The following is a 22123-nucleotide window of genomic DNA, read 5'->3' as shown; positions in this document are numbered from 1 at the left end:
CATCGACTAGGAAAAGCGCCAGGCGTCCTAGGCGTAAACCGGCCAGCGCTCGACGATCCGCCCGCCGCGCAGCGCCAGCAGGTCGCCGAATTGCAGCAGCACCGACTCGCTCTGGGTCGGCCGCAGGAAGACCTGGTCGTCCACCTCCAGGCCCACCGAAGGCGAGCCGTTGACCATTTCCTGGTTCGAGCTGCGCCCGTAGATGCCGTTGCTGCGCAGTCCCTCGGGCGAGGCGAAGTCGGCCATCCAGTTGCCGCCGTAGATGAAGAAGGTGCCGCGCTGGTTGGGGTCCCACCAGGAAAACAGCCGGGACTTGCCGTCCAGCGCCGGGATCTGCACCGCGCCGGTGCTCTTGAGTACCGGCGTGGCGATGTAGACGGCCGGCACATGCTCGGCCAGGGACGCCAGGTCGTAGTGGCTCGGCTTGAGCATGGCGGTGCCCACCGAGACCTCGCTGCTCAGCGTTTCCTTCTCGTGCATGCGATAGCTGGGGCTGCCGGCGGTATTCAGGGTCAGCTGTGGTGTCCACAGCGCGGCGAAGCGCTGGCGGGCGAAGTCGACATGTCCCTGGTAGAGCGCCATGACCTTGGCGAACAGCTCCTCGGGCGAACCGAGGATGCCCGGCACACCCATTCCGACGAAGGGGTCGTAGCCCATGAAGCCGGCGAACTCCAGGTGCTGCGGATGCGCCGCGATCAGCGCCAGCAATTCACCCAGCGCGGCCTGGTCGGCCACCCCGCCGCGATGCAGGCCGACGTCCAGTTCGATGTTGACGCGCATCCGGGTCCCCAGCCCCTGGGCCAGCGCCAGGTACTGACGCAAGCGCTGCGGCGTATCGATCAGCCATTGCAACTGCCGCGCCGGGTCGAACGCGCCCTTGTGCTCGCGGTAGAACAGTTCCGCCGAACGCACCGGCAACGGCTTGCCGAGGAGGATGTCGGCATCCGGAAAAGCGACTGCGTCGTGGTTGAGGAACGGTTGGTGGAAGGACATCAGCCGCCGGGTGCCGGCGCGCCTGGCGATGTACGCCAGCAGGCCGGGCGAGGGCAGCGACTTCTCCACCAGCCGCAGATGCTTGCCGCCGCGGCGGACCGAACGCATCACCACATCGATGTTGTGGTCCAGGCGATCGAGGTCGATGAGCAGCACCGGGCACATCGGGCCATTGGCCTTGAGTTCGCGGTTCAGCGCGCGGAAATAGTCGTCGTACGGCCCGCCACGGTCGGCGGGACGCATCCAGGCGGCAGTTCCCGCCAGCAGCGCGCCGGCCCCGAGGCCGGCGAACATGAACTTGCGTCGATTCACGGCGTTGCTCCTTTCAGGTCACGCCCAGGATGGAAGAGAGGTGCGCATTGAGGAACCGCCCGCGAGGATCCAGCGCCTGGCGCACCTCGGCGAACGCCTTCCAGCGCGGATAGAGTCCCTGTAACTGGTGCGCGTTGAGGCCATGCAGCTTGCCCCAGTGCGGACGCCCGGCGTATTTCCAGAAGATCGGTTCCACCGCGGCGAAGAAGTTGTGGTGGTCCATGTTGTAGTGCTGATGCACGGAAATGGAACAACTGTCGCGGCCCTCGAACATACTCAGGGGAATGTCGTCGGCCTTCACGTAGCGGTACTCGATGGGAAACCAGGTGCGCAGGTCCTTGTCGCGGATCAGCGCGAGGATTTCCCGCAGGCAGGCGGGGCCATGCTCGGCGGGGACCGAATACTCCATCTCGTTGAAGCGCACGTTGCGCACGTTGGCGTAGACCGCATAGGAATCGTCGACCCGCTCGTCGAAGCGGGCGAAGTGGCGCAGGCTGTTGAGCAGGGTACGGCGGGTTTCCGGGAAGTCGCTGAGGTACTTGTCGAGACCTTCGATCAGGCCGACGAACTCGTTGCCGCCTTCCTTCGCCGGGTCCAGGGGCGGGGTCTTCGGCTCGTCGGTCTCGTTGAGGGCGATCGACAGGGCGTAGTCGGAGTGGGTCACCACCAGCATCTCCCAGTGCTGGTTCTCGCGCGTGTTCTTCTCCACGTCCTCCAGCAATTCCTCGGTCCGGGCGATCCACTGCCGTTCACGCAGGCGGTAGGCCGCGCGGTTCTGCAGGCGCACCCGGGTCACGACGCCCAGCGCCCCCAGCGAGACCCGCGCGGCATCAAACACCTCCACGTTGCGCTTGGCGTCGCACTCGAGCACCTCGCCGCTCGCGGTGACCAGTTGCAGACCGCGAACCTGGGCGGAATAGGAACCGAAGCCGACCCCGGTGCCATGGGTGGAAGTAGCGATGGCGCCAGCCAGGGTCTGGTAATCGATGTCGGCCATGTTCACCAGCGCCTGGCCGATCTCCCTGAGCGGAGCGCCCATCTGCGACATCGGCGTACCACCGCCGAACTCGGCCTGGAGGGTCGCGCTGTCGTGGCTGAGCAAGCCGCTGAAGTAGGCGAGTGAGAGCAGGGTGCCGTCGGTCGGGACCAACGCGCTGAACGAATGGCCGGAGCCCACCGGGCGGATCCTGCCGGACGCCTGGCGGATGACCCGGACCAGTTCGTCGAGGTCTTTCGGTGCCTCCCGCGCCAGGGGCAGGCAGCTTTGCGCGCCGGACCAGTTGCGCCAGGGAATCAGGCGCGGTGCGCGGAGCAACTCCGCCAGCGCGGGGTTTCCCACCATGGCGGCGAACGCACCGAGCGCTCCCGCCCGTTGCAGGAGCTGGCGTCGCGACAGATGACTTGGCATGCCGGTATCCCCTATCGGTCCTGCGCTGCGGACATGAAATCGATCAAAGCCCGGAACTGCTCTTCCGAGCACTGCATGCACATGCCCATGGGCGGCATGCCCTTGTAGCCGTTGATGCTGTGGTCCAGCAGGGTGTCGATGCCCTGCGCCAGGCGTGGCGCCCAGGCAGCGGCATCGCCGGTCAGCGGCGCGCCGGAGGCGGGATTGGCGTGACAGAGCTTGCAACTGGCGGAATACACCTGCGCCAACGCAGGGTCCGCAGGGACACGCTGGGAATCGGCGGCCCGCGCCGGCGGCTCCGTGGATTCTCCGCAGGCCACCAGCATCAGGCCCAGGGCAAGCAGCAACCCCGGGCGGCAAAGGCGCGAGTTGCCCGGTCCGGGGCGGAGCGTGGACGACATGGTGTTCCTCTCTCGTTGCGCACGGCGTGCGTTCTCGTCGAACAACACTAAGGCCGCGACGCCCCGAGGATGAGGGCAATGCGGGCCAGCGACGGGGGGTTCTGCGGCCAGCCCTTTCGCACCGCGCGATGGCGGTCTAGAGTCGATGTCTGCAGCAGCGTCGAGGAGCCGGCATGAGCAGCGCAGCACAGCGCCAGAACTACACCTTCTTCCATTCCCTGCGGGTTCGCTGGGCGGAGGTCGATCCGCAGGGCATCGTCTTCAACGGCAACTACCTGACCTATCTAGACGTCGCCACCACCGAGTACTACCGCCAGCTCGGCATGTCCTACCCGGCCGACCTGCTGCGCGGCGGAGGCGACCTGTTCGCGGTGAAGAGCACCCTGGAATACCGCGCCCCGGCGCATTTCGACGACTGGCTGGACATCGGCACCCGCGTGGCGCGGCTGGGGCGCAGCAGCCTGGTTTTCGAGCTGGGCATCTGGCGCGACGAGCAGCTGCTCACCGTCGGCGAGCTGGTCTACGTCTATGCGGATGCGAACGAGCGACAGAGCCAGCCCGTACCGGACTGGCTGCGCGAGAAGATCAGGGCGTTCGAGCGACAGTCGCCAGTGGAGTCAGGGACTCACGCCGAGTAGCTGGGAGAGCCGCGCGCGGTCGGCGGCATAGGTTCTTTCCGCCTCTTCGCGGGCCTTCTGGAAGCGCCCGATCTCGCCCTGCAGGCGCTTTTCCTCCTGCTTGAGATCGTCCAGCTGGTCCACCAGCGCCTGCGCCACCGGACGTCCGGCACGCTCCTGGTTGGCCGCCTGGCCTTGCAGGTTGGCCTGTTGCAGCTTGAGCGACTGCAGGTTGCCGCGCGCCACGCTGCTCAGCCCGTCCAGTTCCGCCAGGCGCCGTTCGCGAGCGCGGTCGACGTCCTCGAGGCTGGAATACAGGCGCAGCAACTGCGCATCGGAACTGGCCTGGGCCTGGGCCGCCTTGCGCTGCCGCAGCTCCTCGGCGGTCGGCGCCGGCGGTACGGTGCGGATCACCCGGCCCTGGTCGTTGAGGACCTGGTAGCCCTTGCCGATGTACTGCGGCGGCACACCCTGGCGGTCGAGCACCACCACGCCCTTGTCGTTGACGTAGCGGTAAAGCTCCACCGCTCCGCCCGGCGCCGCCTGGGCGCCGAAGGAAAGCCCCTGGAGCACCAGCCCCAGGGCCATCAGGCAACGCATTACATCCTGTCCGACCATGCCAGTCCCTTGTGAAAGGTTCAGATACCGTATTGGGCGCGATAGGCCTCTACCGCCGGCAGATGCTTCTTCAGTTCAGCATCTTCGGCAAGATATTCCAGCACCTGCTCCAGGGAAACGATGCTCACCACCGGCATGCCGAAGTCGCGCTCGACCTCCTGGATCGCCGACAGCTCGCCCTTGCCGCGCTCCTGGCGGTTCAGCGCGATCAGCACGCCCGCGGCCCTGGCGCCCTGGGCGTCGATGATCTGCATCACTTCGCGGATCGCGGTGCCGGCGGTGATCACGTCGTCGATGATCAGCACCCGGCCGCTCAGCGGCGCGCCGACCAGCGTGCCGCCTTCGCCGTGGTCCTTGGCTTCCTTGCGGTTGAAGCACCAGGGCAGGTCGCGCTGGTGCTGCTCGGCGAGGGCCACCGCGGTGGTGGCGGCCAGGGGAATGCCCTTGTAGGCCGGGCCGAACAGGACGTCGAAGTCGATTCCGCTGTCGATCACCGCCTCGGCGTAGAAGCGTCCCAGGCGGGCCAGAGCCAGGCCGCTGTCGAACAGGCCGGCATTGAAGAAATAGGGGCTGGTGCGCCCGGACTTGAGGGTGAACTCACCGAAGCGCAGAACCCCGCGCTCGATGGCGAAACGAATGAAATCGCGCTGATACGCCTGCATGAATGACACCAAGCCGCATGAATTTAGCTAAACCGTTTGAGCTCGGGTATCATACACGCACGTGATTTTGGGGGCCATTTATGCGGATCATCAGTGTGAACGTGAATGGTATTCAGGCTGCGGCCGAGCGCGGTTTGCTCAGTTGGCTGCAAGCACAGAATGCCGACGTGATCTGCTTGCAGGACACCCGAGCCTCCGCCTTCGATCTGGATGACCCGTCCTTCCAACTGGACGGCTACTTCCTTTATGCCTGCGATGCCGAGCTACCCGAACAGGGCGGTGTCGCACTCTACAGCCGTTTGCAGCCCAAAGCTGTGATCAGCGGCTTAGGTTTCGAAACGGCCGATCGTTACGGGCGCTACCTGCAAGCCGACTTCGACAAGGTGAGTATCGCCACCCTGCTGCTGCCTTCCGGGCAGAGCGGAGACGAGAGCTTGAACCAGAAATTCAAGTTCATGGACGACTTCACCCATTACTTGAGCAAGCAGCGTCGCAAGCGCCGCGAATACATCTATTGCGGCTCGCTGTACGTCGCCCATCAGAAGATGGACGTGAAGAACTGGCGCGAATGCCAGCAGATGCCGGGCTTCCTCGCGCCCGAACGGGCCTGGCTGGACGAAGTGTTCGGCAACCTCGGCTATGCCGACGCCCTGCGCGAAGTCAGCCGCGAAGGCGACCAGTTCAGCTGGTGGCCGGACAGCGAACAGGCCGAGATGCTCAACCTCGGCTGGCGCTTCGACTACCAGGTGCTGACCCCCGGCCTGCGCCGCTTCGTGCGCAACGCCAAGCTGCCGCGCCAGCCGCGCTTCTCCCAGCATGCGCCGCTGATCGTCGACTACGACTGGCAATTGAGCATCTGAGCCCTGTCAGACACGAAAAAGCCGGCGCATGCGCCGGCTTTTCTATTCCACTCTATTCCACGTGCGACCTACTTGATCAGCCGCAGGCAGAACGGATAGCGATAGGCCTTGCCTTCGTTGGCCTTGATGCCGGCGATGATGGTCAACACCAGCGCCGCCAGGCAGACCAGGCCGAGCAGGAAGAAGCCGATCACCACCAGCATCAGCAGGAAGCTGACGAACATCGCCAGCGCCACGGTGATCTGGAAGTTCAGCGCTTCCTTGCCCTGGGCGTCGACGAACGGATCGCTCTCGCGCTTGAGTTGCCAGACGATCAGCGGCCCGAGCAGGCTGCCGAAGGGAAACACCAGGCCGATGAACGCCGCGAAATGGCAGAACATCGCCCATTGCCGGGCTTCCTGGCCGGGGGTCGCGGCGACCTCTTCGGATACATCGTTCATGTAGCGCTCCTTCTCCGGGGCCCGGCAGGCAGTGCCGGGCGTCTGCTCATTCGGCCAGCGCGGCGCGCTGAAGTTCGAACAGCTCCTGCATGCCCTGCTGGGCCAGTTCGAGCATGGCGTTCAGCTCGGCGGGACGGAACGGCGCGCCTTCGGCGGTTCCCTGCACCTCGATGAAGCCGCCGGCATCGGTCATCACTACGTTCAGGTCGGTTTCCGCGGCGGAATCCTCCAGGTAGTCCAGGTCGAGGACCGGCACGCCCTGGTAGATGCCCACGGAAACGGCGGCGACCATCTGCTTCAGCGGATTGCCCTTGAGCGCGCCACGCTTCTTCAGCACCGCCAGGGCGTCGATCAGCGCCACGGTGGCGCCGGTGATCGAGGCGGTGCGGGTGCCGCCGTCGGCCTGGATCACGTCGCAGTCGATGTACAGGGTGTTCTCGCCGAGCTTGCTGAGGTCCAGCGCCGCTCGCAGGGAACGGCCGATCAGGCGCTGGATCTCCAGGGTACGACCGCCCTGCTTGCCGCGGCTGGCCTCGCGCTGGTTACGCTCGCCGGTGGAGCGCGGCAGCATGCCGTACTCGGCGGTCAGCCAACCCTGGCCCTGGCCCTTGAGGAAGCGCGGCACCCCGGACTCGGCGCTGACGGTGCAGATCACCTTGGTATCGCCGAACTCGACCAGCACCGAACCTTCTGCGTGCTTGGTGTAATGGCGGGTGATGCGGATCGGGCGCAGCTGGTCGGCGGCACGGCCACTGGGACGATTCATCGTGGATATCCTGTACTGAGAAAGCGGAATTGGCCGCCATTATAGAGGCCAGCCCGGGCTCTCAACCACCGTCGGCGTGCGGGCCCCGCCGGACGTGGGTTACAATGCCCGGCTCGAATCACGGCAGCCGCGCGCGTCCGGCGCCGAACGCACTCCCCACACGACTATCGAGGTAGACCCATGGTGCACAGCATGACCGCCTTCGCCCGCGTCGAGCAGGCCGGTACCCACGGCACCCTGAGCTGGGAGCTGCGCTCGGTCAACCACCGTTACCTGGAGCCCCACCTGCGCCTGCCCGACGCCTTCCGCGACCTCGAAGGCGCGGTGCGCGAGGCGCTGCGCCAGGGCCTGTCGCGTGGCAAGGTGGAATGCACCCTGCGCTTCGCCGAGGAAACCGCCGGCAAGAGCCTGCAGGTCGACCAGGAGCGCGCCCGCCAACTGGTCGCCGCCGCCGAAGGCGTAGCCGCCCTGATCCGCCAGCCGGCGCCTCTCGATCCGCTCGCCGTGCTGGCCTGGCCCGGCGTACTGGTGGCCGACTCGGCCGATCCGCAGGCGCTCAACGCCGCCGCCCTGGAAGCCTTCGGCCAGGCCCTGGAGCAACTCAAGGCCGGCCGCTCGCGCGAAGGCCAGGAGCTGGCGAAGCTGCTCAACGATCGGCTCGACGCGATGCTGGTGGAAGTCGGCAACCTGCGCGAACTGGTGCCGACCATGCTGGCCAACCAGCGGCAGAAGATCCTCGACCGCTTCGCCGAACTCAAGGCCGAACTCGATCCGCAGCGCCTGGAGCAGGAACTGGTCCTGCTGGCGCAGAAGAGCGATGTCGCCGAGGAGCTGGACCGCCTCGCCACCCACGTCGGCGAGGTCCGCCGGGTCCTCAAGGCCGGCGGCGCCGCCGGTCGGCGCCTGGACTTCCTGATGCAGGAACTCAACCGGGAAGCCAACACTCTAGGCTCCAAGGCGTTCGACCCGCGCTCGACCCAGGCGGCGGTCAACCTCAAGGTCCTGATCGAGCAGATGCGCGAGCAGGTCCAGAACATCGAATGACCGGCGGGCGCCTCCGCCCGATCTCTTTCCAACCCGTACGAAGCACCAGGAACACCTCATGTCCGGCACCCTGTACATCGTTTCCGCTCCCTCCGGCGCCGGCAAGACCAGCCTGGTGAAGGCCCTGCTCGACGCCGCCCCCGAGGTCCGCGTGTCCGTCTCCCATACCACCCGCGGCATGCGTCCGGGCGAGGTGGACGGGGTCAACTACCACTTCACCAGCCGCGAGGAATTCCTCGCCATGCTCGAACGCAACGAGTTCCTCGAGCACGCCGAAGTCTTCGGCAACCTCTACGGCACCTCGCAGCGCTGGGTCGAGAAAACCCTCGCCGAAGGCCTCGACCTGATCCTCGAGATCGACTGGCAGGGCGCCCAGCAGGTGCGCCGGCTGATGCCCGAGGCCCAATCGATCTTCATCCTCCCGCCGAGCCAGGAAGCCCTGCGCCAGCGCCTGACCAACCGCGGCCAGGACAGCGACGAGGTGATCGAGCGGCGCATGCGCGAAGCCGTCAGCGAAATGAGCCACTACGTGGAGTACGATCACCTGGTGATCAACGACGATTTCGCCCACGCCCTGGACGACCTCAAGGCGATCTTCCGCGCCCGCCAGTTGCGCCAGGACGCCCAGCAGCAACGCCACGCCGAACTGCTCGGTCGTCTGCTCGCCTAAATCGGCTCTTCCATAAAGATTGGCGATTTTTTAGACTATTCAGTCCGCCCGGCAAACGTCGGGCTCACTTTTCGTTACGAGGAACACCATGGCCCGCGTCACCGTTGAAGACTGCCTGGACAACGTCGATAACCGTTTCGAGCTGGTCATGCTCGCCACCAAGCGCGCCCGTCAGCTGGCTACCGGCGGCAAGGAGCCGAAAGTGGCCTGGGAAAACGACAAGCCGACCGTCGTCGCCCTGCGCGAGATCGCTTCCGGCCTGGTCGATGAGAACGTCGTCCAGCAGGAAGACATCGTCGAGGACGAACCGCTGTTCGCAGCGTTCGACGACGAGGCCAACACCGAGGCCCTGTAAGCCATGGCCTCGGCTCGACGTCGCCTGCGAGCGCCGCAACCCGCCTACGGGCAGGGGGTGAACCCTTGCCGGGCATAGACGCCTTCGCCGACAGACTGTCGAGCTACCTCGGGCCGGACCAGGTCAACCTGGTCCGCCGCGCCTACTACTACGCCGAGCAGGCCCACGACGGGCAACGCCGCCGCAGCGGCGAGCCGTACGTGACCCACCCGCTGGCGGTCTCCAACATCCTCGCCGACATGCACATGGACCATCAGAGCCTGATGGCCGCGATGCTGCACGACGTGATCGAGGACACCGGCATCGCCAAGGAAGCGCTCACCGCGCAGTTCGGCGAGACGGTTTCGGAACTGGTCGACGGGGTCAGCAAGCTGACCCAGATGAACTTCGAGACCAAGGCCGAGGCCCAGGCCGAGAACTTCCAGAAGATGGCCATGGCCATGGCCCGCGATATCCGCGTGATCCTGGTCAAGCTGGCCGACCGCCTGCACAACATGCGCACCCTCGAGGTGCTGTCCGGCGAGAAGCGCCGGCGCATCGCCAAGGAAACCCTGGAAATCTACGCGCCCATCGCCAACCGCCTGGGCATGCACACCATGCGCGTGGAGTTCGAGGACCTCGGTTTCAAGGCCATGCACCCGATGCGCGCCGAGCGCATCCGCCAGGCGGTGAAGAAGGCCCGCGGCAACCGCCGCGAGATCGTCGGCAAGATCCAGGAGTCGCTGGTCAACTGCCTCGCCCGCGAAGGCATGGAAGGCCAGGTGATCGGCCGCGAGAAGCACCTCTACAGCATCTACCAGAAGATGCGCGGCAAGCGTAAGGCGTTCAACGAGATCATGGACGTCTACGCCTTCCGCATCATCGTCGACAAGGTCGATACCTGCTATCGCGTACTGGGCGCCGTGCACAGCCTGTACAAGCCGTTCCCCGGACGCTTCAAGGACTACATCGCGATTCCCAAGGCCAACGGCTACCAGTCGCTGCATACCACCCTGTTCGGCATGCACGGGGTGCCCATCGAGATCCAGATCCGTACCCGCGAGATGGAGGAGATGGCCAACCACGGGATCGCCGCGCACTGGCTGTACAAGTCCAACGACGAGACGCCCAAGGGCACCCATGCCCGCGCCCGGCAATGGGTGAAGGGCGTGCTGGAACTGCAGCAGCGCGCCGGCAACTCGCTGGAATTCATCGAGAACGTGAAGATCGACCTGTTCCCGGACGAGGTCTACGTGTTCACGCCCAAGGGCCGCATCATGGAACTGCCCAAGGGTTCCACCGCGGTCGACTTCGCCTACGCGGTGCACACCGACGTCGGCAACAGTTGCATCGCCTGCCGCATCAACCGCCGCCTGGCGCCGCTCTCCGAGCCGTTGCAGAGCGGCCAGACGGTGGAAATCGTCACCGCCCCGGGCGCCCGGCCGAACCCGGCCTGGCTGAGCTTCGTGGTCACCGGCAAGGCGCGCACCCATATCCGCCATGCGCTCAAGCTGCAACGCCGCTCCGAGTCGATCAACCTCGGCGAGCGCCTGCTGAACAAGACCCTCACCGGCTTCGACAGCCACCTCGAGAAGATTCCCCAGGAACGCATCCAGGCCGTGCTCGCCGAGTACCGCATGGAAGTCTTCGAGGACCTGCTGGAAGAGATCGGCCTGGGCAACCGCATGGCCTACGTGGTCGCCCGCCGCCTGCTGTCCAGCGAGGGCGAGGAAGCGCCGAGCGCCGAGGGTCCGCTGGCGATCCGCGGCACCGAAGGCCTGGTCCTGAGCTACGCCAAGTGCTGCACGCCGATTCCCGGCGACCCGATCGTCGGCCACCTGTCCGCCGGCAAGGGCATGGTGGTGCACCTGGAAAGCTGCAAGAACATCAGCGAAGTACGCCACAACCCGGAAAAATGCATCCAGCTCAGCTGGGCCAAGGATGTCACCGGCGAATTCAATGTCGAACTGCGCGTCGAGCTGGAGCACCAGCGTGGCCTGATCGCCCTGCTCGCCACCAGCGTCAACGCGGCCGACGGCAACATCGAGAAGATCAGCATGGACGAGCGCGACGGTCGCATCAGCGTGGTCCAGCTGGTCGTCAGCGTGCACGATCGCGTCCACCTGGCCCGCGTCATCAAGAAGCTGCGCGCCCTCAAGGGAGTGATCCGGATCACCCGCCTGCGCAGCTGACCCGCTTTTTCCTGTGTCATCCGGCGCCCCCGCGCCCACTCGATTTCAGCAAGGAGTTCCCATGACCAAGACCGTTATCCACACCGACAACGCCCCGGCCGCCATCGGCACCTACTCCCAGGCCATCAAGGCCGGCAATACCGTCTACGTGTCCGGGCAGATCCCGCTGGACCCGAAGACCATGGAACTGGTGGAAGGCTTCGAGGAGCAGACCGTCCAGGTGTTCGAGAACCTCAAGGCGGTGATCGAGGCTTCCGGCGGCTACCTGCACGACGTCGCCAAGCTGAACATCTTCCTCACCGACCTGTCGCACTTCGCCAAGGTCAACGAGATCATGGGCCGCTACTTCACCCAGCCCTACCCGGCGCGCGCCGCCATCGGCGTGGCCGCCCTGCCGAAGGGCGCACAGGTGGAAATGGACGCCATCGTCGTCCTCGAGTAAGCCGGATGTTCGCGACGGGGCCCAAGGCCCCGTCGCTCTGCATGGAGTAGCACGATGCGCCGCGTGATTTTCCTCGCCGCAGCCGCCACCCTGCTGGCCGGCTGCGCCGGCACGGCCGATCCGTCCGGCACCTGGATCAACCAGGCCGCCATCGACGCCGCGAGCAAGGACGGCAAGCTGCGCGAGGCCCTGCTCGCCTATGGCCCGAACCTGGAATGGAAGCTCGACAGCAAGGCAGGCGAAGCCACCTTCAGCAACGGCTTCGAACTGGGCGAAGGGACCCTGAGCAAGAGCGATGACGAGCACTGGAAGGTTGCCTTCTATGGCGACGACAACCAGGAGAGCCTCGAACTGGACGGCAAGGAGCTGATCCAGCAGGCCAGCGCCAACGGCCCGGAACAGCGTTTCCGCCGTCTCGACCCGCAACCCGCGGCCAACAGCCCTGCCGGCAGCGGTTTCGAGCGGGCCTTGTACGGCAGCTATCTGAAGGGCAGCTGGAAGATCCGCGAAGGCCAGGGCCAGGGCGGCAAGGTCGAGTTCCAGGCCAATGGCCTGGTCAGCGGTCTGCCCGGCGCCGAACGCTACGCGTTGTGCCTGGCCGGCGATTGCGCGGCGATGAGCGGCGACAACGACAGCATCTGGCTGCAACAAGGCAACCGCGGCCGCGAATTGCTGTTCAGCCTCGACGACGACGAGCTGCAACTGTTCGAAGCGGTCAATACCGCCGGCGCCAACGAGATGCCCAGCTACGTGCCCGGCAAGCGCGTCTGGCTGCTGGAGCGCTGACGCCTCTCAGAGGGCGGCCAGCACCAGCCAGCCGCCCAGCGCCAGCAGCAGGACGCCGCACAGCCGGTCCAGCGCACCTACCCGCCGTTGCAACCAGCCGCGCCAGCGCGGCCTGTCCAGCAGGCGCACCAGCGCCATGTCCCAGCACAGCACCGCCAGGCTCATCCACGCCAGGCACAGGGCCAGTGCCCAGCCCGGCAGGCTGAAGCGCGCCAGCACGCCGAACAGCCCCGCATAGAAGATCGGCAGCTTGGGATTCAGGCTGCTCGCCAGCAGGCCGTCGCGCAGCCCGCGCAGATAGCCGCCGCGGGACGGGACGTCGCGCTGCGCCGGCATTTCCAGTCGCCTCTGCGCAAGCAGCGCCTGGCCCGCCAGCCAGAGGAAGTACAGTCCGCCGAGCGCCTGCAGCCAGCGCAAGGCGCTGTGCGCCGAGTCCGGCACGCTGGCCAGCAGGCCGAGCACCAGCAGCATGCTCAGGAGGTTGGCCAGGGCGATGCCGGCGGCCACCCCGTCGGCCTGGCGCCGGCCGCGCAGCAGGGCGGCGCGCACCAACAGGAAGAAGTCCGGCCCCGGCGACAGCAGGGCAGCGAAATGGGTACTGGCGACAAGGACGAACGCGGCGAACATGAAGGCCCCTCGAAACGCGAAGGCCTCCAGTCTGTGCAGCGCGGCGGGCGCCGTATTGGAAAAAACTCAGGTCTTGGCGCTGCGCCGGAACTGCCCCGGAGTGACCCCGGTGAAACGCCGGAAGGTCGTGGAGAAGTGCGCCTGGTCGTAGAAGCCGAGGTGCTGGGCGAGTTCCGCCAGCGGCCGTTCTTCCAGCAACAGGCGCTTGGCCTGGCGCACCCGGCATTGCAGTTGGTAGGTATGCGGCGGCACGCCGTAGGCACGCCGGAAAGCCTCGATCAGGTGGCGCGGGTGGCGCTGCAGCAACTGCGCCAGCTGGTCCAGACCGAGCGCCTCGGTGGCATGCGCTTCCAGGTAATCGCGCAGGCGTGCGGTGGTTCCGCCGTCGCGGGGCGCCGCGGCCGCCGGGCGCAAGCCGCCGTGGCGCACGAAGACCTGTTCGAGCAAGGCCAGCAGGCGGCTTTCCAACCCCAATGCGTCGCTGCGCTGGAAGTCCTCGGCCAGTCGCGCCAGGCCAACCGCCACGCTGCCGTCGTCGGCCGGGTTCAGTTCGCCGAAGCCGCGCGGCAACTGTTTGCGGCCGAGCAGGCCGAGCAGGCGCGTTTCCTCGACATAGAGCATCCGGTAGACCAGCCGCTCGGATTCGGCGTGCCCGGTATGCGGCTCTTCCGGGTTCATCAGCGACAGGGTGCCGGCCGGCAGCGCATGGCGCCGCCCGCGGCACTGGTAGCCGCCGACGCCGTGGAGGATCGAGCCGATGGCGAAGGCCGAATGGCTGTGGCGGCCGAACGCCTGGCCGGAGAAGTCCGCATGGAACAGCTCCACGCCAGGCAGCCAGGGACGCGCCAACAACCGGTTGGCAGCCATCAGGCGTCCCCGAGCACCGCCGCGTAGCCCTCGCGGTAGCTCGGATAGCGCGGCACCCAGCCGAGCGCCCGGGCGCGGCGGTTGCTGCAACGCTTGCTGCCGGCGCGGCGTACCGAATGTTCGTCGGCCCATTGGCTGACGCCCAGGCGCTGGCGCAGGTAGTCGACCACCTCGTGCATCGCCACGGGCGCGTCGTCGACACCGATGTAGCAGTCCTCCAGCGCCTGGCCGCCGGCATCGGCGCGCAACAGGAAGGCCAGCAGCCCGGCCGCATCGTCGGCGTGGATCCGGTTGGCATACAGCGGCGGCTCGCTGACCACCCGGTAACCCTGGCGCACCTGGTTGAGCAGCCATTCCCGCCCCGGACCGTAGATGCCGGCCAGGCGCACGCGGGTAGCCGGTATCCCGCTGTCCAGCGCGACCTGCTCGGCGTCGAGCATGATCCGTCCGGAATAGGCCTGGGAAAGCGCCGGCGACTCCTCGTCGATCCAGCCGCCATCGGTCTGCGCGTAGACCCCGGTGCTGGAGACGAACAGCAGGCGCCTGGGCCGCTGGCCGTGGGCCTGCAACCAGCCCAGCACATGGCGCAGGCCGTCGACGTAGGCGGCACGGTAGCCAGCCTCGTCGTGCTGACTGGCGGCGGCGCTGTACACCAGGTAGTCGAGCGGCTCGCTCGGCCACTGCGCGGGACACTCCGGAGCCTGCAGATCGCCAGCCACCGGCAGGATCCCCTGCGGCAAGGCGTCCACCGAGCGACGCAGGCCATGGACCCGCCAGCCATCGGCCAGCAGCGCCTCGCCGAGGCGCCCGCCGACATCGCCGCAGCCGGCGATCATCACTGTTTGCGACATGAAGCCGTCTCCTTCCTACAACAAGGCGGGCAGTGTAGGCGTCGAATCGTCTGCAATGCACGCCCGATCATGCCCCCGGAGGTTGGTTCGCGGCGGTGCAGCCGCTATGCTTGGCCGATCTTAACGGATGAGCAGCCATGACCCTCACCGAACTGCGCTACATCGTCACCCTCGCCCAGGAACAACACTTCGGCCGCGCCGCCGAGCGTTGCCACGTCAGCCAACCGACCCTCTCGGTCGGCGTGAAGAAGCTCGAGGACGAGCTGGGGGTGCTGATCTTCGAGCGCAGCAAGAGCGCCGTGCGCCTGACGCCAGTGGGCGAAGGCATCGTCGCCCAGGCGCAGAAGGTCCTCGAACAGGCCCAGGGCATCCGCGAGCTGGCCCAGGCCGGCAAGAACCAGCTGGCCGCGCCGCTGAAGGTCGGCGCCATCTACACCATCGGACCGTACCTGTTCCCGCACCTGATTCCCCAGCTGCACCGGGTCGCGCCGCAGATGCCGCTGTACATCGAGGAGAACTTCACCCATATCCTCCGCGACAAGCTGCGCACCGGCGAACTCGACGCGATCATCATCGCCCTGCCGTTCCAGGAAGCCGACGTCCTGACCAAGCCGCTGTTCGACGAGCCTTTCTATGTGCTGATGCCGGCCGACCACCCCTGGACCGCCAAGGCCAGCATCGATTCCGAGCTGCTCAACGACAAGAGCCTGCTCCTGCTCGGCGAAGGCCACTGCTTCCGCGACCAGGTGCTGGAAGCCTGCCCGACCGTGCGCAAGGGCGACGAGAACAAGCACACCACGGTGGAGTCCTCGTCGCTGGAGACCATCCGCCACATGGTCGCCTCCGGACTGGGCGTCTCGGTGCTGCCGTTCTCCGCGGTGGACAGCCACCACTACGCCCCGGGCGTCATCGAAGTGCGCCCGTTCAGCGCGCCGGTGCCGTTCCGTACCGTTGCCATCGCCTGGCGCGCCAGCTTCCCGCGTCCACGCGCCATCGAAGTGCTGGCCGACTCGATCCGCCTGTGCTCGGTGGCCCGCCCGCAAACCCAGGAACAACCGCAAATCGCATGACCGAGCTGTCCAGGGTCCCGGTCACCGCGCTAAAGGGCGTAGGCGCCGCGCTGGCGGAGAAGCTCGCTCGGGTAGGCCTGGAAACCCTGCAGGACATCCTGTTCCACCTGCCCCTGCGCTACCAGGACCGTACCCGCGTCACCGCCATCGGCGCCCTGCGGCCAGGGGCCGACGCGGTGGTCGAGGGCGTGGTGGCCGGCGCCGACGTGGTGATGGGGCGCCGCCGCAGCCTGCTGGTGCGCCTGCAGGACGGCAGCGGCACCCTGAGCCTGCGCTTCTACCATTTCAGCCAGGCGCAGAAGGACGGTCTCAAGCGCGGCACCCACCTGCGCTGCTACGGCGAAGTCCGGCCGGGCGCCTCGGGCCTGGAGATCTACCATCCGGAATACCGCGCGCTGAACGGCGACGAGCCGATTCCGGTGGAGCAGACCCTGACGCCGATCTACCCGACTACCGAAGGACTCACCCAGCAGCGCCTGCGCCAGTTGAGCCAACAGGCCCTGGCCATGCTCGGTCCCAGCAGCCTGCCCGACTGGCTACCGGCGGAACTGGCCCGCGATTACCAACTTGGCCCGCTCGACCAGGCGATCCGCTACCTGCACCGGCCGCCGCCGGATGCCGACATCGAGGAACTGGCCGAAGGCCGGCACTGGGCGCAGTTGCGCCTGGCCTTCGAAGAACTGCTGACCCACCAGTTATCCCTGCAGCGCCTGCGCGAAGCCGTGCGTTCGCAGGCAGCGCCGCGCTTGCCGGCGGCCAGCCGCTTGCCGAAACGCTTCCTTGCCAACCTCGGCTTCCAGCCAACCGGCGCGCAACGCCGGGTCGGCGCGGAGATCGCCTACGACCTGGCCCAGGACGAACCGATGCTGCGCCTGGTGCAAGGCGACGTCGGCGCCGGCAAGACCGTGGTCGCCGCCCTCGCCGCCCTGCAAGCCATAGAGGCCGGCTACCAGGTGGCGCTGATGGCGCCGACCGAGATCCTCGCCGAGCAGCATTTCCTCAACTTCAGCAAGTGGCTCCAGCCGCTGGACATCGAAGTCGCCTGGCTGGCCGGCAAGCTCAAGGGCAAGGCCCGCGCGGCGGCACTGGAACGCATCGGCGACGGCGCGCCGATGGTGGTCGGCACCCACGCGCTGTTCCAGGATGAAGTGAAATTCAAGCGCCTTGCACTGGCGATCATCGACGAACAGCACCGCTTCGGCGTGCAGCAGCGCCTGGCCCTGCGCCAGAAGGGCGTGGACGGCAGGCTCTGCCCGCACCAGTTGTTCATGACCGCCACGCCGATCCCGCGGACCCTGGCGATGAGCGCCTATGCCGACCTCGACACCTCGATCCTCGACGAGCTGCCGCCCGGGCGTACCCCGGTGAATACCGTGCTGGTGGCCGACAGCCGCCGTATCGAGGTGATCGAGCGAGTCCGCGCGGCTTGCCGCGAAGGGCGCCAGGCCTACTGGGTGTGTACCCTGATCGAAGAGTCCGAGGAGCTTACCTGCCAGGCCGCCGAGACCACCTACGAAGAGCTTTCCTCGGCGCTGGGCGAACTGCGTGTCGGCCTGATCCACGGGCGCATGAAGCCGGCGGACAAGGCCGTGGTGATGGAGGCCTTCAAGGAAGGCATGTTGCAACTGCTGGTGGCGACCACGGTGATCGAGGTCGGCGTCGACGTGCCCAACGCCAGCCTGATGATCATCGAGAACCCCGAGCGCCTTGGCCTGGCCCAACTGCACCAGCTACGCGGCCGGGTTGGCCGGGGCAGCGCCGCCAGCCACTGCGTGCTGCTCTACCACCCGCCGCTGTCGCAGATCGGCCGCGAGCGGCTGGGCATCATGCGCGAAACCAGCGACGGCTTCGTCATCGCCGAGAAGGACCTGGAATTGCGCGGCCCCGGCGAAATGCTCGGCACCCGCCAGACCGGCCTGCTGCAATTCAAGGTCGCCGACCTGATGCGCGACGCAGACCTGCTGCCGGCGGTCCGCGATGCCGCCCAATCCCTCCTGGCGCACTGGCCGCAGCATGTCAGCCCGCTGCTCGAACGGTGGTTGCGCCACGGCCAGCAATACGGTCAAGTGTGATCTATTTCGCTCTCGCTGACCGGCGTAGGTCTCAGTCTTGAAGCAGCTCTGGTTATACTGAGGGAAAATCCAGCTCGCATGGTCTCGTCATGACAGAAGCCGCCCTGGCCTCCGCCGATGCTCCTCACGCCCCCCAGGTCATCCTCCAGCTGCTCGCCAAGCTAGGCATCGCCTGCCGCGAGGTCAGCGACAGCGCGGAGCTGCCTGCCGCCCGCCGGGTCCAGGCGGTGCTGCTGGACGACGCCGTCGGCACCCTGCTGGTGCTGTTCCCGCAGAGCCAGTTGCTGGACCTCGCCCGGCTCACCGAACTGACCGGCCGCAAGCTGCTGGCGATCGAGCCCGAGCGCCTGGAACGAATGCTCGGCAAGCACGAGTTGCACCGCCTGCCGGCGTTGCCGCCCCTGACCAGTTCGCCCTGCCTGTACGACGAGCGCCTGTTGCAGGAACCGCGCCTGCTGATCGAGTCCGGCCAGCCCGGCATCCTCCTGGAGATCGCCAGCAACGACTTCCGCGGCCTGCTGGGCAAGGCCAGCGCCGCGCGCTTCGGCGAACCGCTGGAAAACATCAACCTGAACCTTGACCGCCCGGACGATGACCGCGCGGAAATCAGCCAGGCCGTGCAGGCCTTCACCGCCCGGCGCATCCAGCAGCGCCTGGAGCAGACCATCGAGATTCCACCGCTGCCGCAGACGGCGCAGAAGATCATCAAGCTGCGGGTCGACCCCAACGCCAGCGTCGACGACATCACCGGCCTGGTGGAAACCGATCCGGCGCTCGCCGCCCAGGTGGTCAGTTGGGCGGCCTCGCCCTACTACGCCGCGCCGGGCAAGATCCGCTCGGTGGAAGACGCGATCGTCCGCGTCCTCGGTTTCGACCTGGTGATCAACCTGGCCCTCGGCCTCGCCCTGGGCAAGAGCCTGAGCCTGCCCAAGGACCAGCCGCAGCAGGCCACGCCCTACTGGCAGCAGGCGATCTACACCGCCGCGGTGATCGAGGGCCTGACCCGCGCCATGCCACGCGAACTGCGCCCGGAGTCCGGCCTGAGCTACCTGGGCGGCCTGCTGCACAATTTCGGTTACCTGGTCCTGGCGCATGTCTTCCCGCCGCATTTCTCGCTGATCTGCCGGCACCTGGAGGTCAACCCGCACCTCGGCCATGCCTACATCGAACAGCACCTGCTGGGGATCACCCGCGAGCAGATCGGCGCCTGGCTGATGCGCGTCTGGGACATGCCTGACGACCTCTATTGCGCCCTGCGCTTCCAGCAGGACCCCAGCTACACCGGGCCGAACGCGGTCTACGCCAACCTGATCTGCCTGACCAACCGGTTGCTGCGCAACAGCGGCATCGGCGATGGCCCGCAGCAAGCGATTCCGGCGGCATTGTACGAGCGCCTGGGGATCACCCCGGAGAAGGCCGGGGACGCCGTGAAAAAGGTGTTGGAAGCGGAAGCGGCCCTGCGCGAACTGGCGGCCCAGTTCAATCGCTTGCCGGGGTGACCGGGTAGTCCGCCGCGAAACGCACTACCGAAAGGCTGCGGCCGCAGCCCGGATGAGATCGAAAGCCGCCCTCAGGCGGCTTTCTTCTCCGGAGCCTTCTTCCTCGGCTTGAGGTACTTCACCAGACCCTGGAACCAGATCACCAGCGCCGGATTGCCCTGTATCTGGATGTCCTTGTTCTGGATGCCCTGCATGAAGGCCAACTGCGGGTTCTTCGAAGTCATCGCGGCGAAACCGTAGGCTCCGTCCTTGAACCCCAGGGAAAATGCCGGTTGCGGATGGGTACCGCGCTTGCTGCTGACGCGCAGGTCCCTGACCAGGTAGTGGCGCGCCACCTTGCCGTCGAGGGTATGCAACTGGAACACCAGGTCCTTGCCCTCGAGCTGCTTCTGGAAAGCGGGATTGTCGCGGCTGGCCTTGGCCATCAGGCGACCAAGCATCCACAGGAGAAGACGAAATTTCATGCACGCGCCTCGATATCCGGGGAGATGAGCGGCGCATTGTAGCTGTTCGCGAGGAGGACTACAGCTGTCCTTTCGATGAGCGCGGAAGCGTCTTCGACGAAGCCCGGAGCCGCTCTGACTCCGGGCTCTCGGCGGTCAGTTGACCGCGTCGCGCAGGGCCTTGCCCGGCTTGAAGGCGACGGTGTTGCTGGCCTTGATCTTCACCGGCTGGCCGGTCTGCGGGTTCTTCCCCGTGCGGGCTCCGCGATGGCGTTGCAGGAAGGTGCCGAAACCGACCAGGGTCACGCTGTCCTTGCGGTTCAGCGCGCCGGTGATTTCATCCAACAGGGCGTTGAGAACGCGATTGGCCTGTTCCTTGGTGAGATCGGCCTTTTCGGCGATAGCGGCGGCTAGTTCTGGTTTACGCATAGTTGCCTCTTTGACGGTTTGTTGTTTTTGTGTCCGTGCTGTCTTCCCAGCAGCGCTCAAAGGCACCGCAGTCCACCGGAACCATAGGCTCTAGACTGCGGTAGACGCGATGGAGGATGGCATGCTCCCGAGGACTGCGCCAGTATCGTCCGACAATTTTGCCGCAAGTCTCGACGGCATAACGGCCGGAACCAATGGCATTCAAGCCATGAGGCCGGGTAACTCTTTGTTCAGGGCCAATTTTTCGTTCACCGCCGCTCCGGTCAGGGCATAACCGATCACTCGACCAGCGGTATCCCGGCACAGGACCTTGAGGTCCGTTCCAGAGCCTTCCACTAGCCATTGGCCATCCATTCCGCGCGGCGGCGGCGACACCACCAGCGGGCAGGCCGGGGTCTTCACCGTCACCGGCATGGGACCGTAGGCCACCTGGCTGGGGTTGCCGGCGAGGGTGTGCGCCAGCGCGCGTGCGCAAGCCATCAGCGGCATCACATAGAGCAGGTTGAGGCCGTCCACTTCGGCGCAGTCGCCCAGCGCGTAGATGTTGGCGTGGGAGGTGCGCAGCGAGCGGTCGACGACGATCCCGCGGTTGACCGCCAGCCCGGCGGCGAAGGCCAGTTCGGTGCGCGGACGCAGGCCGACGGCGGAGACCACCAGGTCGCAGGGAATCACCTCGCCATCCGAAAGATGCGCTTCCAGCCCCTCGCCGGCCTTCTTCAGGCTGGCCAGCACCGGCCCCAGGTGGAAGCGCACGCCGAGGCCTTCCAGGCCGGCCTGCACGGCCTTTGCCGCGGCCGGGTGGAGCAGGCCCGGCATGACCTGCTCGCAAGGCGCCACCACGTCGAGCTGGTAGCCGCCGCTGGAGAGGTCGTTGGCGAATTCGCAACCGATCAGCCCCGCACCGAGCAGCAGTACCCGGCGCTTGCCGGCAGCCGCCTGGCGGAAGCGCGCGTAGTCTTCCAGATCGTTGATCGGGTAGAGCGCGTCCTGGGCATCGCCCTCGACCGGCACCCGGATCGGCTCCGCACCCCAGGCCAGGACCAGGTCGCGATAACGCACCTCTTCCTCGCCGATCCAGATCCGCTGATGGCCCGGATCGATACCGGTGACCCGGGTATGGGTCAGGATGCGCGCGTTCAGTTGCTCGGCCATGGCGCCCGGTTCGGCCATGGCCAGGCCGTCGGCGTCCTTGTTCTTCGAGAAGCCGGTGGAGAGCATCGGCTTGGAATAGGAACGGCCGTCGTCGGCGGTGATCATCAGCAGCGGCGTCTCGCCGTCCAGCTTGCGCCACTCGCGGGCCAGGTTGTAGCCCGCCAGGCCGGTTCCGATGATTACCAGGGGCGCACGCTCGCTCATTTCCGTTCCTCTGTGATTGCCGGCGCCGGGCGCCGCTTCTGTGGATTTCGCTCAGGCGATCTCGATCATCTCGAAATCGATCTTGCCGACACCGCAGTCCGGGCAGACCCAGTCCGCCGGGATGTCCTCCCAACGGGTTCCCGCCGGAATGCCTTCTTCGGGCAGGCCCAGGGCTTCGTCGTAGATGAAGCCGCAGACCACGCATTGCCACTTGCGCATAGCCACCCTCCTCGTTCGTCGAACCTAGCTCAGCGTCGGTGGCCGGCCAACGGCAAGGCTGCCGGGCGTTCCCGGCAGGACAGTCAATGACCGGACCCAAGCCCCAAGGATAACCCCTGGACGGCCGCTGGCCAGGCATGAAAAA

25 protein-coding genes are annotated in these 22123 nt (G+C 66.8%); 11 read left to right on the top strand and 14 right to left on the bottom strand.

Translation table 11 applies throughout. The annotated features are described in order from the left end of the window. Positions 1-27: 27 nt before the first annotated feature. From HMPREF2924_RS04750 to HMPREF2924_RS04740, 3 genes are all read right to left on the bottom strand, one after another. Positions 28-1236 (bottom strand): DSD1 family PLP-dependent enzyme, encoded by a 1209-nt coding sequence (locus HMPREF2924_RS04750; RefSeq protein WP_003136259.1) that lies wholly within the window; start codon positions 1234-1236, stop codon positions 28-30. Positions 1237-1318: 82 nt separating this feature from the next. Then, positions 1319-2647, bottom strand: a complete 1329-nt coding sequence (locus tag HMPREF2924_RS04745) for a D-arabinono-1,4-lactone oxidase (RefSeq protein ID WP_074197704.1) — start codon at positions 2645-2647, stop codon at positions 1319-1321. Between the two features lie 77 nt (positions 2648-2724). Next, a complete protein-coding gene (locus HMPREF2924_RS04740; RefSeq protein WP_003098306.1) occupies positions 2725-3114 on the bottom strand; it encodes a c-type cytochrome in 390 nt (129 codons plus the stop codon). A 173-nt stretch (positions 3115-3287) separates the two neighbouring features. On the opposite strand from HMPREF2924_RS04740, the gene HMPREF2924_RS04735 reads away from it, so the two are divergent. Then, positions 3288-3752 carry an acyl-CoA thioesterase gene (locus HMPREF2924_RS04735; RefSeq protein WP_003096582.1) on the top strand — a complete coding sequence of 155 codons (465 nt, stop codon included), beginning with the start codon at positions 3288-3290 and terminating at the stop codon, positions 3750-3752. Here the strand turns inward: HMPREF2924_RS04735 and HMPREF2924_RS04730 are convergent. Next, positions 3732-4349 carry a hypothetical protein gene (locus HMPREF2924_RS04730; RefSeq protein ID WP_003136264.1) on the bottom strand — a complete coding sequence of 206 codons (618 nt, stop codon included), beginning with the start codon at positions 4347-4349 and terminating at the stop codon, positions 3732-3734. The genes HMPREF2924_RS04735 and HMPREF2924_RS04730 overlap by 21 nt on opposite strands. A 20-nt stretch (positions 4350-4369) precedes the next feature. Then, complete coding sequence (pyrE, locus tag HMPREF2924_RS04725) at positions 4370-5011, bottom strand: orotate phosphoribosyltransferase (protein WP_003096586.1); 642 nt, start codon at positions 5009-5011, stop codon at positions 4370-4372. A gap of 80 nt (positions 5012-5091) precedes the next feature. On the opposite strand from pyrE, the gene HMPREF2924_RS04720 reads away from it, so the two are divergent. Next, positions 5092-5871 (top strand): exodeoxyribonuclease III, encoded by a 780-nt coding sequence (locus HMPREF2924_RS04720; RefSeq protein WP_003098313.1) that lies wholly within the window; start codon positions 5092-5094, stop codon positions 5869-5871. Positions 5872-5939: 68 nt separating this feature from the next. Here the strand turns inward: HMPREF2924_RS04720 and HMPREF2924_RS04715 are convergent, their stop codons facing one another. Together HMPREF2924_RS04715 and rph are read right to left on the bottom strand one after the other, a co-directional pair. Continuing rightward, complete coding sequence (locus HMPREF2924_RS04715; protein ID WP_003096590.1) at positions 5940-6311, bottom strand: DUF4870 domain-containing protein; 372 nt, start codon at positions 6309-6311, stop codon at positions 5940-5942. Between the two features lie 46 nt (positions 6312-6357). Further along, positions 6358-7077 (bottom strand): ribonuclease PH, encoded by a 720-nt coding sequence (gene rph, locus HMPREF2924_RS04710; protein WP_003096595.1) that lies wholly within the window; start codon positions 7075-7077, stop codon positions 6358-6360. Between the two features lie 180 nt (positions 7078-7257). Between rph and HMPREF2924_RS04705 the strand changes: the two genes are divergently transcribed. From HMPREF2924_RS04705 to HMPREF2924_RS04680, 6 genes are all read left to right on the top strand, one after another. Beyond that, positions 7258-8121, top strand: a complete 864-nt coding sequence (locus tag HMPREF2924_RS04705) for a YicC/YloC family endoribonuclease (RefSeq protein WP_003096599.1) — start codon at positions 7258-7260, stop codon at positions 8119-8121. 58 nt (positions 8122-8179) lie between these two features. After that, positions 8180-8791: a guanylate kinase gene (gene gmk, locus HMPREF2924_RS04700; protein ID WP_003098317.1), complete on the top strand. Its 612-nt coding sequence runs from the start codon at positions 8180-8182 to the stop codon at positions 8789-8791. Between the two features lie 88 nt (positions 8792-8879). Further along, positions 8880-9146, top strand: a complete 267-nt coding sequence (gene rpoZ / locus HMPREF2924_RS04695) for a DNA-directed RNA polymerase subunit omega (protein WP_003096602.1) — start codon at positions 8880-8882, stop codon at positions 9144-9146. A gap of 65 nt (positions 9147-9211) precedes the next feature. Continuing rightward, positions 9212-11317 (top strand): bifunctional GTP diphosphokinase/guanosine-3',5'-bis pyrophosphate 3'-pyrophosphohydrolase, encoded by a 2106-nt coding sequence (gene spoT, locus HMPREF2924_RS04690; protein ID WP_003096603.1) that lies wholly within the window; start codon positions 9212-9214, stop codon positions 11315-11317. Positions 11318-11378: 61 nt separating this feature from the next. Continuing rightward, a complete protein-coding gene (locus HMPREF2924_RS04685; RefSeq protein WP_003096609.1) occupies positions 11379-11759 on the top strand; it encodes a RidA family protein in 381 nt (126 codons plus the stop codon). A gap of 54 nt (positions 11760-11813) precedes the next feature. Then, a complete protein-coding gene (locus HMPREF2924_RS04680; RefSeq protein ID WP_003096611.1) occupies positions 11814-12545 on the top strand; it encodes a hypothetical protein in 732 nt (243 codons plus the stop codon). 6 nt (positions 12546-12551) lie between these two features. Here HMPREF2924_RS04680 and HMPREF2924_RS04675 read toward each other — a convergent pair whose 3' ends face one another. The 3 genes from HMPREF2924_RS04675 to HMPREF2924_RS04665 form a co-directional block, all read right to left on the bottom strand. Further along, positions 12552-13172, bottom strand: coding sequence for a LysE family translocator (locus HMPREF2924_RS04675; RefSeq protein WP_003096613.1), 621 nt, complete (start codon positions 13170-13172; stop codon positions 12552-12554). A 66-nt stretch (positions 13173-13238) separates the two neighbouring features. Then, positions 13239-14039 (bottom strand): AraC family transcriptional regulator, encoded by an 801-nt coding sequence (locus HMPREF2924_RS04670; protein WP_003096615.1) that lies wholly within the window; start codon positions 14037-14039, stop codon positions 13239-13241. Next, on the bottom strand, positions 14039-14890 hold the full coding sequence (locus tag HMPREF2924_RS04665; RefSeq protein ID WP_003096618.1) for an SDR family oxidoreductase: 852 nt from the start codon (positions 14888-14890) through the stop codon (positions 14039-14041). The genes HMPREF2924_RS04670 and HMPREF2924_RS04665 overlap by 1 nt, the downstream gene beginning before the upstream one ends. A gap of 137 nt (positions 14891-15027) precedes the next feature. Between HMPREF2924_RS04665 and oxyR the strand changes: the two genes are divergently transcribed. From oxyR to HMPREF2924_RS04650, 3 genes are all read left to right on the top strand, one after another. Then, the gene (gene oxyR, locus HMPREF2924_RS04660; protein ID WP_003096622.1) at positions 15028-15960 is read left to right on the top strand and encodes an oxidative stress transcriptional regulator OxyR; all 933 of its coding nucleotides are present in this window, start codon (positions 15028-15030) and stop codon (positions 15958-15960) included. Then, positions 15957-18032: an ATP-dependent DNA helicase RecG gene (recG, locus tag HMPREF2924_RS04655; RefSeq protein ID WP_003136267.1), complete on the top strand. Its 2076-nt coding sequence runs from the start codon at positions 15957-15959 to the stop codon at positions 18030-18032. The genes oxyR and recG overlap by 4 nt, the downstream gene beginning before the upstream one ends. A gap of 89 nt (positions 18033-18121) precedes the next feature. Next, positions 18122-19531 carry an aminoacyl-tRNA deacylase and HDOD domain-containing protein gene (locus tag HMPREF2924_RS04650; protein ID WP_003136268.1) on the top strand — a complete coding sequence of 470 codons (1410 nt, stop codon included), beginning with the start codon at positions 18122-18124 and terminating at the stop codon, positions 19529-19531. A gap of 71 nt (positions 19532-19602) precedes the next feature. On the opposite strand, the gene HMPREF2924_RS04645 is transcribed toward HMPREF2924_RS04650, so the two are convergent. The 4 genes from HMPREF2924_RS04645 to HMPREF2924_RS04630 form a co-directional block, all read right to left on the bottom strand. Next, the gene (locus tag HMPREF2924_RS04645) at positions 19603-19995 is read right to left on the bottom strand and encodes a hypothetical protein (protein ID WP_003136269.1); all 393 of its coding nucleotides are present in this window, start codon (positions 19993-19995) and stop codon (positions 19603-19605) included. Positions 19996-20130: 135 nt separating this feature from the next. After that, positions 20131-20403: an HU family DNA-binding protein gene (locus HMPREF2924_RS04640; RefSeq protein ID WP_003096630.1), complete on the bottom strand. Its 273-nt coding sequence runs from the start codon at positions 20401-20403 to the stop codon at positions 20131-20133. A gap of 201 nt (positions 20404-20604) precedes the next feature. Then, entirely contained in the window at positions 20605-21759 is a 1155-nt protein-coding gene (gene alkT / locus HMPREF2924_RS04635; RefSeq protein WP_003136270.1) for a rubredoxin-NAD(+) reductase AlkT, read from the bottom strand. A 51-nt stretch (positions 21760-21810) separates the two neighbouring features. Then, the gene (locus HMPREF2924_RS04630; RefSeq protein ID WP_003098329.1) at positions 21811-21978 is read right to left on the bottom strand and encodes a rubredoxin; all 168 of its coding nucleotides are present in this window, start codon (positions 21976-21978) and stop codon (positions 21811-21813) included. Positions 21979-22123: the final 145 nt, after the last annotated feature.

It is taken from the genome of Pseudomonas sp. HMSC063H08 (assembly GCF_001813645.1).
GTDB lineage: Bacteria > Pseudomonadota > Gammaproteobacteria > Pseudomonadales > Pseudomonadaceae > Pseudomonas > Pseudomonas aeruginosa.
Note: the sequence above shows the minus strand (reverse complement) of the source record. Positions and strands in the feature narration are given on the sequence as shown.